This is a genomic window from Runella sp. R5_40 (genome assembly GCF_057652295.1).
Genome location: NZ_JBYFCH010000001.1, coordinates 83,791 through 96,406, shown reverse-complemented (window position 1 = coordinate 96,406; position 12,616 = coordinate 83,791). Strand labels below are relative to the sequence as shown.

At 44.5% G+C, this 12,616-nt stretch carries 15 protein-coding genes; 13 read left to right on the top strand and 2 right to left on the bottom strand.

The genetic code is table 11. The features are described from left to right. Positions 1–22 precede the first annotated feature (22 nt). Genes AC23N5_RS00485 through AC23N5_RS00470 form a run of 4 tightly spaced genes read left to right on the top strand, consistent with a single transcriptional unit; the run spans position 23 to position 2,792 of the window. On the top strand, positions 23–919 hold the full coding sequence (locus AC23N5_RS00485) for a CPBP family intramembrane glutamic endopeptidase (protein WP_487754100.1): 897 nt from the start codon (positions 23–25) through the stop codon (positions 917–919). Between the two features lie 54 nt (positions 920–973). Beyond that, positions 974–1,186 (top strand): DUF2007 domain-containing protein, encoded by a 213-nt coding sequence (locus tag AC23N5_RS00480; RefSeq protein WP_028524209.1) that lies wholly within the window; start codon positions 974–976, stop codon positions 1,184–1,186. Further along, positions 1,167–2,000 carry a phosphatidate cytidylyltransferase gene (locus AC23N5_RS00475; protein WP_183972037.1) on the top strand — a complete coding sequence of 278 codons (834 nt, stop codon included), beginning with the start codon at positions 1,167–1,169 and terminating at the stop codon, positions 1,998–2,000. Before AC23N5_RS00480 ends, AC23N5_RS00475 begins: the two co-directional genes overlap by 20 nt. 57 nt (positions 2,001–2,057) lie before the next feature. Continuing rightward, the gene (locus AC23N5_RS00470) at positions 2,058–2,792 is read left to right on the top strand and encodes a carboxypeptidase-like regulatory domain-containing protein (protein WP_183972036.1); all 735 of its coding nucleotides are present in this window, start codon (positions 2,058–2,060) and stop codon (positions 2,790–2,792) included. Here AC23N5_RS00470 and AC23N5_RS00465 read toward each other — a convergent pair whose 3' ends face one another. After that, a complete protein-coding gene (locus AC23N5_RS00465) occupies positions 2,793–3,608 on the bottom strand; it encodes a UDP-2,3-diacylglucosamine diphosphatase (protein WP_487754099.1) in 816 nt (271 codons plus the stop codon). Between the two features lie 84 nt (positions 3,609–3,692). Here AC23N5_RS00465 and AC23N5_RS00460 point away from each other — a divergent pair, with 84 nt between their 5' ends. The 7 genes from AC23N5_RS00460 to hemJ all read left to right on the top strand — a co-directional run bounded on the left by AC23N5_RS00460 (position 3,693) and on the right by hemJ (position 9,332). Continuing rightward, entirely contained in the window at positions 3,693–4,199 is a 507-nt protein-coding gene (locus AC23N5_RS00460) for a cupin domain-containing protein (protein ID WP_487754098.1), read from the top strand. After that, a complete protein-coding gene (locus AC23N5_RS00455) occupies positions 4,199–4,729 on the top strand; it encodes a YfiT family bacillithiol transferase (RefSeq protein ID WP_487754097.1) in 531 nt (176 codons plus the stop codon). The genes AC23N5_RS00460 and AC23N5_RS00455 overlap by 1 nt, the downstream gene beginning before the upstream one ends. 82 nt (positions 4,730–4,811) lie before the next feature. Then, a complete protein-coding gene (locus AC23N5_RS00450) occupies positions 4,812–5,252 on the top strand; it encodes a YkvA family protein (protein WP_183972032.1) in 441 nt (146 codons plus the stop codon). A 179-nt stretch (positions 5,253–5,431) separates the two neighbouring features. After that, positions 5,432–5,632 carry a Sec-independent protein translocase subunit TatA/TatB gene (locus tag AC23N5_RS00445; protein ID WP_028524216.1) on the top strand — a complete coding sequence of 67 codons (201 nt, stop codon included), beginning with the start codon at positions 5,432–5,434 and terminating at the stop codon, positions 5,630–5,632. Between the two features lie 155 nt (positions 5,633–5,787). Next, positions 5,788–7,242 carry an Asp-tRNA(Asn)/Glu-tRNA(Gln) amidotransferase subunit GatA gene (gene gatA / locus AC23N5_RS00440; RefSeq protein WP_487754665.1) on the top strand — a complete coding sequence of 485 codons (1,455 nt, stop codon included), beginning with the start codon at positions 5,788–5,790 and terminating at the stop codon, positions 7,240–7,242. 78 nt (positions 7,243–7,320) lie between these two features. Beyond that, complete coding sequence (locus AC23N5_RS00435; protein ID WP_487754096.1) at positions 7,321–8,784, top strand: lytic transglycosylase domain-containing protein; 1,464 nt, start codon at positions 7,321–7,323, stop codon at positions 8,782–8,784. 11 nt (positions 8,785–8,795) lie between these two features. Next, positions 8,796–9,332, top strand: coding sequence for a protoporphyrinogen oxidase HemJ (gene hemJ, locus AC23N5_RS00430; protein ID WP_487754095.1), 537 nt, complete (start codon positions 8,796–8,798; stop codon positions 9,330–9,332). A 3-nt stretch (positions 9,333–9,335) separates the two neighbouring features. On the opposite strand, the gene AC23N5_RS00425 is transcribed toward hemJ, so the two are convergent. Further along, positions 9,336–10,430, bottom strand: a complete 1,095-nt coding sequence (locus tag AC23N5_RS00425; RefSeq protein ID WP_487754094.1) for a C1 family peptidase — start codon at positions 10,428–10,430, stop codon at positions 9,336–9,338. Between the two features lie 204 nt (positions 10,431–10,634). On the opposite strand from AC23N5_RS00425, the gene AC23N5_RS00420 reads away from it, so the two are divergent. Then, positions 10,635–11,639: a Gfo/Idh/MocA family protein gene (locus AC23N5_RS00420; RefSeq protein WP_487754093.1), complete on the top strand. Its 1,005-nt coding sequence runs from the start codon at positions 10,635–10,637 to the stop codon at positions 11,637–11,639. A gap of 3 nt (positions 11,640–11,642) precedes the next feature. Next, a complete protein-coding gene (locus AC23N5_RS00415) occupies positions 11,643–12,500 on the top strand; it encodes a LytTR family transcriptional regulator DNA-binding domain-containing protein (RefSeq protein ID WP_487754092.1) in 858 nt (285 codons plus the stop codon). Positions 12,501–12,616: the final 116 nt, after the last annotated feature.

Here is a 12,616-nt window from a genome sequence, read left to right as displayed (position 1 = left end):
AAGACCCCCTTGGCGTAACGTCATGTTACTTTTTGGGTTGGTTTTGCTGGGCTCTTCGCTAGGTAATCTCCTTGCGATGGCGGCGATTATGGCCTTGAGTATGACGCATGGTGGGTTGGGGCTCGAAGACATCGCTCAAATGCTGCAAAAGCCTGAGACTTACCCGCACTCATGGTGGTATTTGATGTTGATACAAGCCGTATCACATTCGTTTACATTTCTTATTCCTAGCGTTATCTATTGGCGCTGGTCAGAACAACATCGGGTCGAAGAGTTCGTGCGTCGTCCGTTACCTTCTTTTTTACTGCTAGGAGTGGCTTGTCTGGCCGTGCTGGCTTTTATGCCGTTGAATAGCCTAATTATTGAATGGAATAACAGTGTACATTTACCTCAGGGGCTATTTAGGGTTGAAAGCTGGATGAGACGCAAAGAGCAAGAATTGGCGACAATGACCCAGTTTTTGACCGAATTTAAGTCATTGACCAAGCTATTAGTAGCCATGACGGTGATGGCTATTATTCCAGCCATTGGCGAAGAAGTGCTGTTTAGGGGAATTATTCAGCGGAAAATATTTCATAAAATTGGAGACATGCACATCTCCATTTGGTTGACGGCGGCGATATTTAGTGCTACCCATTTGCAGTTCTTGGGCTTTATACCCCGAATGCTCCTAGGCGCCATGTTTGGCTATATGTATGCGTGGAGTCGAAATTTATGGACACCTATTTTTGCTCACTTCGTCAATAATGCAGCTACACTGCTAATGGTTTACCTGTCGAACCAGCAGCTAATTTCAATGAATGTTGAGAATCCCGAATCTACTATTTCATGGACGGGGGCATTCGTATCATTAGTACTAACGGTAGGTTTGCTTTTAAACTTAAAAATGATTTCTCACCGTAGAGTGGCCCAGTTGTAGATTGTTTAGCACTATCTGCATAGCACGGAGGCGCTTACATTTACAATAAATCAAATGACTGTTGATAATTGGGAAAAAATCTTTGAGACAAGTTTCCAGCATCGTGCCGAAATCGTGCGGGAATACTTAGAGCAACAATCTATTTCGGGAGTTGTTATTAATAAACAGGATAGCAGTTACCACTTTGGCAAGTACGAGTTGTATGTTCCTTTGAAAGATGCTATCATTGCCAAAACTATCGTAGAGAATGAAATCTCCTTTGAATAACCTATCTAATCTTCAACAACGTATTATTGCCGCAATTGTAGGGGTAGCCATCATTTTATCCGCTATTTTATACAGTGATTGGACGTTTTTATTGCTTTTTTGTGCCATCAGTATTCTTACGCAATTAGAGTTTTACAAGCTACTAGGGCTTGACGGAAATCAACCCTTAACCTATTATGGCACGTTATGCGGGGTATTTATCAACCTTCTGACATTTTTGATTGAAAAAGAAGTAATTGATTTCCAAAATTACTTCCTGATTAGCCCGATGGTGACCATGATTTTCTTTATAAAATTATACAAGAAAAAAGACCTAAAGCCCTTTCAAAACATCGCTTTTACGTTTTTGGGTATTATTTACGTCGCCATCCCTTTTTCGTTACTAAGTGTCTTGGCGATGCGTGGTGGAGTATATAATTACGAAATCGTACTCGGAAGCTTATTTCTATTGTGGGCAACCGACGTAGGTGCGTATTTTGCGGGTACTTATTTCGGAAAAAGAAAGCTTTTTGAACGTGTTTCTCCCAAAAAATCATGGGAAGGGGCCGTTGGTGGGGCTTTTTTTGCAGCCATTGTAGCTTTTATCCTTGGGATTTACTTCCGCTCGTACGAAGAATGGGCCTGGTATTGTATCGGAGCAGTGATTGTGGTGGCAGGTACATTAGGAGATTTAGTGGAATCTCTTTTTAAAAGAAGCATCGCCATCAAAGATTCGGGTAGTACAATCCCAGGACACGGTGGCTTTTTAGACCGTTTTGATGGCTTGCTGCTTTCGGCACCGTTTATTGTGACATTCGTTAAAATTTTTTCATAGGTAAAAACGTTACTCATTATAAGGACACACCTTTGCGTTCATTTTTGACCAGAAACTATGCTACAAAAACATACATACAGCTACTTCCTTGTTGGGGTTATTTTTTTACTTTCATTGCTGAACACAGTAGAAGGACGTGCCCAAGGGCAGGTAAAAAGCATTATGTTTACGGGGCGTGTAGTCGGAGTAAAAGGGACACAAACGCTCGCGAAAGCCTATATTTTTATTCCAAAAGCAGGGCGAGGAACTTTGGCGGACGAAGCAGGATATTTTGCCTTGCCCGTATTTCCTGGGGATAGTGTGGTGTTTAGTTATTTGGGATACCAAAAACAATACCACGTGGTTCCAAAACGCCACATGGAAGAATCGTATTCGGCCATCATTTTGATGAAAGAAGACATAAAAACGCTGGCTGAAGTGAAGGTCTATCCGTATGCAACGGAAGAAGACTTTAAAAAAGCGTTTATCGCCATGAAATTGCCTGACGAATTTGAACGCGAAAACCTCGAACGAAATACGCGCCAAGAGCTCTTGATGCAAATGGCGGCCGCCACACCGATGAGCGCTGCTTCTAATTACCGAAGTTTTATGGACCAACAAATTTTTGGTCGTGATAATGCCGCCAACCGAAGTTTCTCAAACACCCTGCCTTTCTTGAATCCCTTTGCTTGGGCAAGCTTTATTAAGTCAGTCAAAAACGGTGACTTGAAAAAGAAAGAATACCGAGATATTCTTAAACAAGCCCCGCGCGAAAATATCTCCCGCCAAGATATTTTGAAGAAAGACAATTAATTACGCTTTTTGGGGTTCGTCGTAATCGACGAGCTGGGTTTCTTGGCCGTCAAAAACGGCGTAAGAATTATATACAATCCAATCTCCCAAAATGAGGGTTCGACTGCGCTGATTGATGGGCAAATCGAGCTTGATGTGTCGGTGTCCAAAAACGTAAAAATCGTGATGGTGTAGTTTTTCTTGTTCCTTTGCATACAGAACAAGCCACTCTTTGTCTTCGCCCCAATACGACGGCTGCCCTTCTTTTTCGTGTTTGCGCCAGCTATGCAACGCCCACGATTGCCCCATCCAGAGTGCAACATTGGGGTGCAAAAGGTTGCCAAAAGCCCAACTCGCCAGTTTACTTTCAAAAACAATGCGCAGTAATTTGTAAAAATGGTCGCCTGGGCCAAGCCCGTCGCCGTGCGCAACGTGAAACGACCGAATGGGCGCATTGGGTGTGGTTTCGACCAGTAAATCAAGCGGGCGGCGGTAGGTTTTGATGTTTAATTCTTTTTCAAAATAATCGGTCATCCACATGTCGTGATTGCCAGGGAATGCGATAATCTGGATGCCTGCATCCGTCAGTTCCCCGAGTTTTCCCAACAACCGAACAAAACCACGCGGTACGACGCGTTTGTGTTCGTACCAAAAATCAAACAAATCGCCAACCAAGCAGATAAGTTGGGCATCGTGACGGATACTTTCTAGCCACCGCACAATGCGCTTTTCGCGGACGAGGCTATCGGCATGAGTGGGGGCACCAAGGTGAAAATCAGAGGCAAAATAGATTTTCTTTGCGGGCGAAAGGCTAACTTTTAAAGATTGAAAAGACATGTGACTTTGAAACATTCGGGCAAAAATACGGAGATTACTTTACAAGATTTTTTCTAATTTTACGACTTACCCAAGCAAATGTTCATGGAAACACCCATCCCCACTAAGTTAGAAGTAGTTGAAACCATCGCTGTGCAGTTGGCCGAGCAAGGTTTTAGCATTGTTAAGCAAGATCAAACCCGCCCATGGGGAGGTTTTTTTGTGATTAACGAAGACCAAACGCCGCAGTTTGCCGCCACCTATTTCCCGACAGTTGAGCTGTCAAGCATTCAAATTACGCAAAAACTAAGCCCTAAAATACTACTCGTTGCACCCGAGAAACGATTGTCGTGGCAATACCACCACCGCCGTGCGGAGATTTGGCGCGTTGTGTCAGGCACAGTAGGGGTTGTGAAAAGCGATACCGACGAGGAAACCGAGGTGCAGTCGTACCAGCCAGGTGATTTGATTACCTTGCGTCAAGGAGAGCGTCACCGTTTGGTGGGGCTGTCAGAATGGGGCGTCTTGGCCGAAATTTGGCAACATACCGACCCCGAACACCCTTCAGACGAAGATGACATCGTGCGTGTACAAGATGATTTTGGAAGATAATGGAAAAGCTAAAATACCCCATTGGTCGTTTTGAGTTTGGAAAAACCTATTCGGCGGCTGAAACGCAAGCGCATATTCAGGAAATCAGTGCGCTGCCTTCAAAGTTATTTAACGTGGTGAATGTACTTAATGAGGCACAATTAGAAACACCCTACCGCCCCGAAGGCTGGACGGTACGCCAAACGGTCCATCACGTTGTTGATAGCCACATGAATGCTTACATTCGCTTTAAGCTGGCGTTGACCGAGGACAATCCCGCAATTAAGCCCTACGAAGAAGCCTTGTGGGCTGAATTGGCCGATGGCAAAGGCGCGCCTGTGGAGTGGTCGTTGCAGTTGCTGAAATACGTGCATTTGCGTTGGGTAATGTTGCTCAACTCGCTGACCGATGCCGATTGGGAACGTACCTATTTTCACCCAGAAACAAAACGGGTATTCCCGCTGCGCGAAGTAGCAGCGCTGTACGCTTGGCACAGCGAGCACCATTATGAGCATATCAACCAGCTTTGTATCAAACAAGGTTGGAAATAAGATACGCGCCTAGCAAATCTTTTCAACCATTTTTACGTTTATGAGGGTGTAAACAAATTAACACCCAATTAATAGTACCGAAATGCCTTCCGCGTCCACTTCTGACAATATCTTAGTTCGGGTATTGAAGTCTGTATTTTTTAAAAGCGCCACTGGTAAAGCAGGGCGTTATGCCCGCAATGCGGGCAGCCTTTTAGAGCTTTTGGGAAAAGTATTGAACAAAACCAACGCGTTAAAAGGGGCGACCTACGATTCCCTCAGGGAAAAAGTGATGTTATTGGTACGTTTGCTCAAAGCCTACGTTAAGGGAGAATACAAAGCCGTACCATGGAAAACGCTGACCCGCATTATTGCGGTTTTGCTGTATTTTTTGTCACCAATTGATGTCATTCCTGATATACTACCAATTGTAGGATTGACCGATGACATTGCCTTGGTTGTTTGGTTGTTTAATGCCATTGGCGACGACCTTGATGCTTTTCGTGAGTGGGAGTCAAAACGAAATACTATCACGATTGGCTGATAATCTGCGAAATAGTTGTTAATTTTGCCAAAAGATTCCTTAAAATAGGGTTAAAAATCGAAAATCAACGGTAAATAAACAGTCCTATTTCGTTTTATTACTGTAATCAATACATTGCTTGAATGTACAGCGATGTATAAAAGCAACAATTTAGAGAAATCACTAACCGCATTTTCAAAATGAATACGCTTTCAATTTTTTTAATCATGGGCTTGGGTGGACAGGAACTCATTTTTATCGCCCTTATCGTGTTGTTACTTTTCGGCGCAAAGAAAATTCCTGAGTTGATGAAAGGGTTAGGAAAAGGCATTCGTGAATTCAAAGAAGCTTCTAAGGAAGTGAAAGAAAACATCGAAAAAGGACTTGACGAAAGTCGCTAAGGTCTGCCCGCTAATTTTCGGGGAAATGTTGCCGAAAAGAGGCTTTTTTACGACAATTTAGCTAAAAATCAGCAGTAGCCTTCGGACTACTGCCGATTTTTGTTTTGTACCAATCCCAATTTAATGCCAATTTCGTTGGCGGTAATCTATTGATTGTGAGCTATCATTATACCTCTCTTAGTGAAATTCAAACCGACCTCCGTTCGGGTGTTGTATCGTGCCGTGAGCTAGTGGCGTATTATTTGAAAAACATAGAGGAAAAGAATCCAGTCTTGAATGCGTTTGTGGCGGTGTATGATCAAGAAGCAACGCAAAGAGCAGAAGAAATTGACCAAAAAATTGCGGCAGGAACGGCAGGACGCCTAGCGGGAATGGTACTCGGAATCAAGGATGTCCTTTGCTATCAAAATCACGGATTACAAGCAGGAAGTGCCATTTTAAATGGTTTTGTGTCACAGTTCACTGCCACTGCTGTGCAGCGGGTATTGGCCGAAGATGCAATCATCATTGGCCGTCAAAACTGCGATGAATTTGCGATGGGTTCTTCCAACGAAAGCTGTGCGTTTGGGGTGGTGCGCAACGCTGCGGATACATCCCGCGTTCCTGGAGGTTCGTCGGGAGGCTCGGCAGTGGCAGTCCAAGCAGACATGTGCTTGGCATCATTAGGCTCAGATACGGGTGGTTCGGTGCGTCAGCCTGCGGCTTTTTGCGGGCTTGTTGGCCTAAAACCTACCTATGGACGTGTATCGCGTTGGGGGCTGATTGCCTACGGCTCGTCGTTTGATTGCATAGGGCCAATCACCAAAAGTATAGATGATGCTGCTCTTTTGCTAGAAATCATGGCTGGAGCGGATGATTTTGATAGTACGGTATCTCAGCAGCCTGTGCCTTCATTTACGCAAGCGGTAGCCAAAACGACGGTTCAAAAACAAAAAGTAGCGTATTTGCGAGAAGGCGTAGAAAGCGAGGCATTACAACCCGAAATTCGCCAAGCCATGCAAGCAAAACTTGACTGGTTACGTGAGCAAGGGCATGAAGTAGAGCCGATAGATTTTGCGCTACTTTCGTATATTTTGCCTACCTACTACATTCTTACCACGGCAGAAGCGAGTTCTAATTTATCTCGTTTTGACGGCGTGCGCTACGGTCACCGTACGGCGAGTCCCGTGGATTTGATGGAACTTTACAAAAAATCGCGCAGTGAGGGTTTTGGTAAGGAAGTAAAAAAACGCATCATGCTTGGTACGTTTGTGCTCAGTGCGAGTTATTATGATGCGTATTATACCAAAGCTCAAAAAGTACGTCGTTTGGTAAAAAATCAGACCGATGAGCTTTTTAAGAAATATGACTTTTTAATAATGCCAACTACGCCAACAACGGCCTTCCCGATTGGAGACAAAACCGAAGATCCGTTACAGATGTACTTGGCCGATATTTTTACGGTACAGGCAAACGTGATTGGGTATCCTGCCATTTCGATTCCTGCAGGAACCGACGCGCAGGGCCTTCCCATGGGGCTTCAAGTACTAGGAAAACCCTTCGGAGAAGCTGACTTGCTGGCTTTTTCAAAATACATAGTAGCCAAAGAACCAGCAAGTTCTTTGGCCTAATACTCAACATAAGCGATAAAATAGCCATTGAAAAACGAACAAAAAAGATGTAAAACCTAACGAGAAAACAACGGAACGATGATGGAATTGAAGCGAATTGTGGGCATGGGATTGGTAGCGGGGATGTGTTGGCTTGGAACAAGCGTGGGTGCCTGTGCACAAGAAGTAGAGACTGACACCAACGTAGTGGAAGAACAAATTCAAGTAGAAGCAATGGCCGACTCAACGGTGTCTGAAGCGCTTGTACGCGAACGTCTTGCTAAGTTGGAAAACATCATTCCACTCCGTTATCATAAGGTAACGCATCAGTTTGTGGAGTATTTTATCTACCGCAAGCCGAGCTTTGTGAAGCGAATGTTAGAGCAAATGCACTTGTACTTTCCGTTGTACGAGCAGATGCTTGAAAAACACGGAATGCCGCGTGAGTTGAAGTTTTTGTCACTGATTGAATCGGGGCTAAACCCGCGCATTATTTCGTACGCAGGAGCAGGAGGGTTGTGGCAATTTATGCCTGCAACGGGTCGTGAGTATGGGATGAAGCAAAACGACTACATCGACGAGCGTTTTGATCCCGTAAAATCAACCGAAGCCGCTTGTGTGTATTTGAAACGTCTTCACCGTGCTTTTGGTGATTGGGAAATGGCTTTGGCCGCTTATAACGTAGGGCCAGGCAATGTAAAAAGGGCGATGCGCCGCTCAGGTTCAAGTACTTTCTGGGGAATCTATAATTTCTTGCCCAAACAAACGCGCCATTATGTGCCTCAATTTGTGGCCATGACCTATTTGATGCACTACCACGCCGACCACGGTATTTTTGCAGAAACCCCCGATTATCCCATGCTTTTTGACACGATTCAAGTGTCGGGATATGTCAATTTGCATACGTTTGCCAAACTAAGCAATATTTCGTTGGATGAGTTTTATAAACTTAATCCACAAGTTATCAACACCGAACTCCCCGCGACGACCAAAGAATACGTGCTCCGTGTTCCGAGTCATAATTTTGACTTTTTTCAAGAAAATCGCTTAGCGATTTGGGATTCAGCAACGAAATCACCCTTCCAAAGCCGTATGTTATTGGCAACGAACGGGGAGGAAACGACCGATAGTGCTGGCGCTATCAAAAAAGTAGGTGGATTGGTTGCGGCGGGCGACGAAAATGAAGATCCAGAAACCATCATTACGCGCCAGACGCGGAAAATGTACCACACGGTGCGTCGAGGGGAGACACTCGGGAAAATAGCAAGCCGTTATGGGGTAGATACGTACGACCTAAAACGCTGGAACCATTTGCGAGGCAATAGTATCATGCGTGGTAAGCGATTGGTTGTCTTCAAAGAGACCGCCAAAAACGCCAGTGCGCCAGCGCAGTTGGCATCGGATACAAAGACGAAAATTAAGATTCGTTATCACCGCGTTCAGCCAGGCGACACGCTTTCGACCATTGCCGAACGTTATGGAATCAATATCAGTCGCTTGAAAAAAATCAACCGCTTAAAAGGCAATACTGTTCGTAAAGGACAGAAACTTATTGTAGGGTAACAGCATCATACATGGCACTTTTTTATTTTAAAGCTTTCCACATTGTGGGGGCAGTTGCGTGGTTTGCGGGCTTGTTTTACTTGGTACGAATGTTTGTGTATCACGTAGAAGCCGAACAAAAGCCTACTCCTGAGCTTCGAGAAGCGTTTAAAGCGCAGTTTAACCTTATGGAATGGCGGGCGTATAAAATCATCTGCAACCCCGCCATGATGCTTACATGGACGTGCGGCCTCACGATGACCTTACTCAATCCAGGCTATTGGCAAATGGGTTGGTTTCACGTTAAGTTGGCCATTTTGATTTTACTAACGGTTTATCACCTTTGGTGCAAACGTATTATTGTGCAGTTGGAACAAGGTAAAAATCCGTTTGATTCCTTCCAATTTAGGCTTCTTAACGAGCTTCCTACGCTCTTTTTGGTGAGTATTGCGTTGTTGGCGGTTTTGCGCGACACGCTCAATTTCCTGTACGCTTTTGGCGGCGTTTTGGCCTTTGGCGTACTGCTGTTTATGTTTGCCAAAGTGTACAAGAAACGGCGAGAAGGGTAGAAGTTATTCCGTCACCTCATAGCTATAATTTTCATCGAGGGCGTATTCGAGGCAAAGCTCGTCGAGGGCTTCTAAAAACGATTCGTAATCTTCGGTGAGGATTTCGAAGCTAGACATTTCAATGTAAATACAGTCGTCTTCTTCAGTTTCTTCGTATTCAAAATAGAAATCTTCTTCCGATTCTACGTATTCGAGGCAAAGCTCTTCGAGCGCAGACGCAAAGTCTTCTACGTCGTCGGAAGATTCTAATTCGACCCAAAATTCTTCCAAGTACGTTAAACCCTCTTCTGCAAAATACGATTCTTCGTCATCAGAGGCAATGTCTTCGCTGAAGTCTAAGTTTTCGACTGCTTTGATAATCCAAGAATCATGGGCATTCAAATCTTGGTGGATGATGTAGTCGTAAGGAATGTAGCAGTAGCCGCTGTCTCCCCACTCTTCACCCCATGAGTTGCGGACAATAAATCGCTGGTCAGGGTCTGAATAGCCCACGCACAACATAGCGTGCCAGCCGTGCGTTTCGCGTTCGGTTTCGCGCGCACGAGGCAGGGGCACTCGGCCTTTGTTGGTCGTGGCGGAGTCAAATGAGTTAAAAGTATTGAGGGCAAAAGCAATGGGATAGCCTTGGGCGAGGGTTTGTTTCCACAGTTCGAGGTCGGTTTCGAGGTATTCTTCCTCCACTACTTTAAACAAACTCGCTTGGTTGTAAGAGTCTTCATCGGGTTCTTCGAGAATCATTTCTTCGTCGTTTGCCCAGTAGTCTTCGGAGCAAGCTCCGTATTCTTTTAGGGCTTCAATTGCTGCTGTCATGGTGGTACCTTCGTCTTCGCTTTCCATTCCTTCCACGGAGCGGGCATTGTAATAAATAAAAAGCCTACTTACATCGCCTGCTTCACCGAGCGTTCTTTTGGCGAGGTACTCGTAGGCGCCCGCAAAGGCATTGGCCACGCAGCTGTTTCCTACTTGGTATTCGATAGAAGTTAGGAAATTTCGTAGGTCAACTTTGGGAGGAAGGGATTGTTTTTTAGCCACTTTTCGATACGTGGTATTGTCAGGGACACTACCTGCTCGGTAGCCGCCAATCTTCGGTTTGGGCATAGTTGGGTAAAGGTTAGTTGAAAAACCAAAGTTAAATAATTCAGCAGATATTCATAGGTAGCATCCTCCGTACCAGTCATTTTGTTACGTTAAAAGGATATTTCAATATAAAAACTGAGCAAAATGTGATTTTACAAGCATCGAAATGCCTTTTTTTGCGTATCTATACGAAAAGATTAACAAAAACAGACTAAAAGAAAGGTTATGATACGTTGGGGAATAATCGGGCCTGGGCGGATTGCTCATAAATTTGCTCAAGATTTAAAGCATGTCGAAGGAGCGGTTCTGATGGCGGTTGCATCGCGCGACAAAGGACGGGCGGAAACATTTGCCAATGAATACGGAGCTAAATATGCCTATGGTAGCTACGACGAAATAGTGGCTTGCCCTGAGTTAGATGTGGTTTATATTGCGTCGCCGCACGTATTTCATTTTGAACATACGCTACTTTGTCTAAGCGCAAATATTCCTGTACTGTGCGAAAAGCCGTTTGCGATGAATAGGTTGCAGGTGGAGACGATGGTGGAATCGGCGCGAATGAGAAATACTTTTTTGATGGAAGCCTTTTGGACGCGCTTTTTGCCATGGACCCATAAAATGCTCGAAATCATTGAGTCGGGGGCCATTGGGAAAGTGATGGGCTTAAAAGCGGATTTTGGTTTTCGGGCAAACCAAGATTTGACGCAACGTGCCTACAACAAAGACCTTGGTGGAGGAGCACTGCTTGACATTGGTATTTATCCTGTATTTTTGGCATACTTAGTTTTTGGGATGCCTTACGAAATTGCGTCGCATTGTACGTTTGCCGAAACAAAAGTGGATGAGTCCACTGGAATGACATTGACCTATCGCGATGGTAGTTTTGCTTTTTTGAGCTGTACTTTTAGGGCTGAAACTACTTCTGATGCGGTTATTTATGGTGAGAAAGGCATGATTTTTATTGAACCTCGTTGGCACGAAAGCAAGGCATTTACGGTCAAGTACCAAGATGGAACGACCGAGCGCTTCACTTTTGATCGTCCGACGTGGGGCTACCAATACGGAATAGAAGAAGTAAATATTTGTTTGAGGGAAGGAAGAAAAGAAAGTGATTGGTGGACATTGAGGGATAGTCTGAACCTAATCCAAATTTTGGACGCTGTTCGTAATACCATGGAGTTGGTTTATGAAGACCACGATGATGTACCCACAAGACCGTTTAAGCTTTGATTTGTGAGCAGAAAGGTAGTATCGAGGTGGCAAGACTGGATGGCAAGGGGTATTTTTGTGCCTATTGCTGCTTTTGTGGCATCTCATGTGGTATTTACCAAGCGCTTCCCCTGGCAAGAAGATTATGCTTTTCCATGGCCTTATTTCCTGACAGTTGCTACGGTGATGCTGTCATGTTGGGAAATAAATCTACGTTTGTATTGGTGGTTAGATGCATCTCTTCCATTTTATATCAACCCATTGAAGCGAATTGCTCGGCAATTAGCTTTTAATGGGGGGGCAACATTGCTGACGTTTCTGCTTGTTTTTCCACTGGCTCAGCGGGTGTATGTGGGGCATTGGCCTGCATTTGCGTTGCTGTTTACGGGGGTAATCGTTTGTTTTACCATTGCAATTGTTGTGAACGGGGCTTATATCTCGCTTTATTTACTCCAAACGATTTATTGGCAAAAAACGAATTCTTCCCCCGAAAAACTACCTGTGGCATCGCAAAAATCGTTGATTCGAGTAGCGACGCCTTACGGGCAGTTGATGGTACAACCCGCAGAAATAGCCTATTTTTATTCTTCAGGCGGGGTGATTTTATTAGTGAAAGCGGATGGCAGCAAACACACAACAAGTTATGCCTCTTTGATAACATTGTCCGAGGAATTGGGCGTTTATTCGTGTTTTTTTGTCATTAGTCGCCAATTCGTAGTTTATGTCAATGCCATAAAAGCGGTAAAGGAGGAAGCCAATCGAAAGCTAATAATTTCATTAGTACCTGCATTGCGACAAGTGGATGCCACCGAAGAGGTGGTGGTGAGTCGCTATCGAAGTGGTGAGTTTAAAAAATGGCTAGAAAAAGCGACTTCCACCTGACCATTCATCCCCAAAATCGCTACCATTCGTTTTTTAAAGGATAAATCTGCTCTACACTTCGCCAAAAACTACGGTTACTTTGGCTGGGTAATAACGCCCAAACTTTGACCGTTGAA

Bases quoted from the DNA above. Each gene is read 5' to 3' on its own strand.
- AC23N5_RS00485 (WP_487754100.1), top strand. From the start codon at position 23: ATGTTACTTTTTGGGTTGGTTTTGCTGGGCTCTTCGCTAGGTAATCTC.
- AC23N5_RS00480 (WP_028524209.1), top strand. From the start codon at position 974: ATGACTGTTGATAATTGGGAAAAAATCTTTGAGACAAGTTTCCAGCAT.
- AC23N5_RS00475 (WP_183972037.1), top strand. From the start codon at position 1,167: ATGAAATCTCCTTTGAATAACCTATCTAATCTTCAACAACGTATTATT.
- AC23N5_RS00470 (WP_183972036.1), top strand. From the start codon at position 2,058: ATGCTACAAAAACATACATACAGCTACTTCCTTGTTGGGGTTATTTTT.
- AC23N5_RS00465 (WP_487754099.1), bottom strand. From the start codon at position 3,608: ATGTCTTTTCAATCTTTAAAAGTTAGCCTTTCGCCCGCAAAGAAAATC.
- AC23N5_RS00460 (WP_487754098.1), top strand. From the start codon at position 3,693: ATGGAAACACCCATCCCCACTAAGTTAGAAGTAGTTGAAACCATCGCT.
- AC23N5_RS00455 (WP_487754097.1), top strand. From the start codon at position 4,199: ATGGAAAAGCTAAAATACCCCATTGGTCGTTTTGAGTTTGGAAAAACC.
- AC23N5_RS00450 (WP_183972032.1), top strand. From the start codon at position 4,812: ATGCCTTCCGCGTCCACTTCTGACAATATCTTAGTTCGGGTATTGAAG.
- AC23N5_RS00445 (WP_028524216.1), top strand. From the start codon at position 5,432: ATGAATACGCTTTCAATTTTTTTAATCATGGGCTTGGGTGGACAGGAA.
- AC23N5_RS00435 (WP_487754096.1), top strand. From the start codon at position 7,321: ATGATGGAATTGAAGCGAATTGTGGGCATGGGATTGGTAGCGGGGATG.
- hemJ (WP_487754095.1), top strand. From the start codon at position 8,796: ATGGCACTTTTTTATTTTAAAGCTTTCCACATTGTGGGGGCAGTTGCG.
- AC23N5_RS00425 (WP_487754094.1), bottom strand. From the start codon at position 10,430: ATGCCCAAACCGAAGATTGGCGGCTACCGAGCAGGTAGTGTCCCTGAC.
- AC23N5_RS00420 (WP_487754093.1), top strand. From the start codon at position 10,635: ATGATACGTTGGGGAATAATCGGGCCTGGGCGGATTGCTCATAAATTT.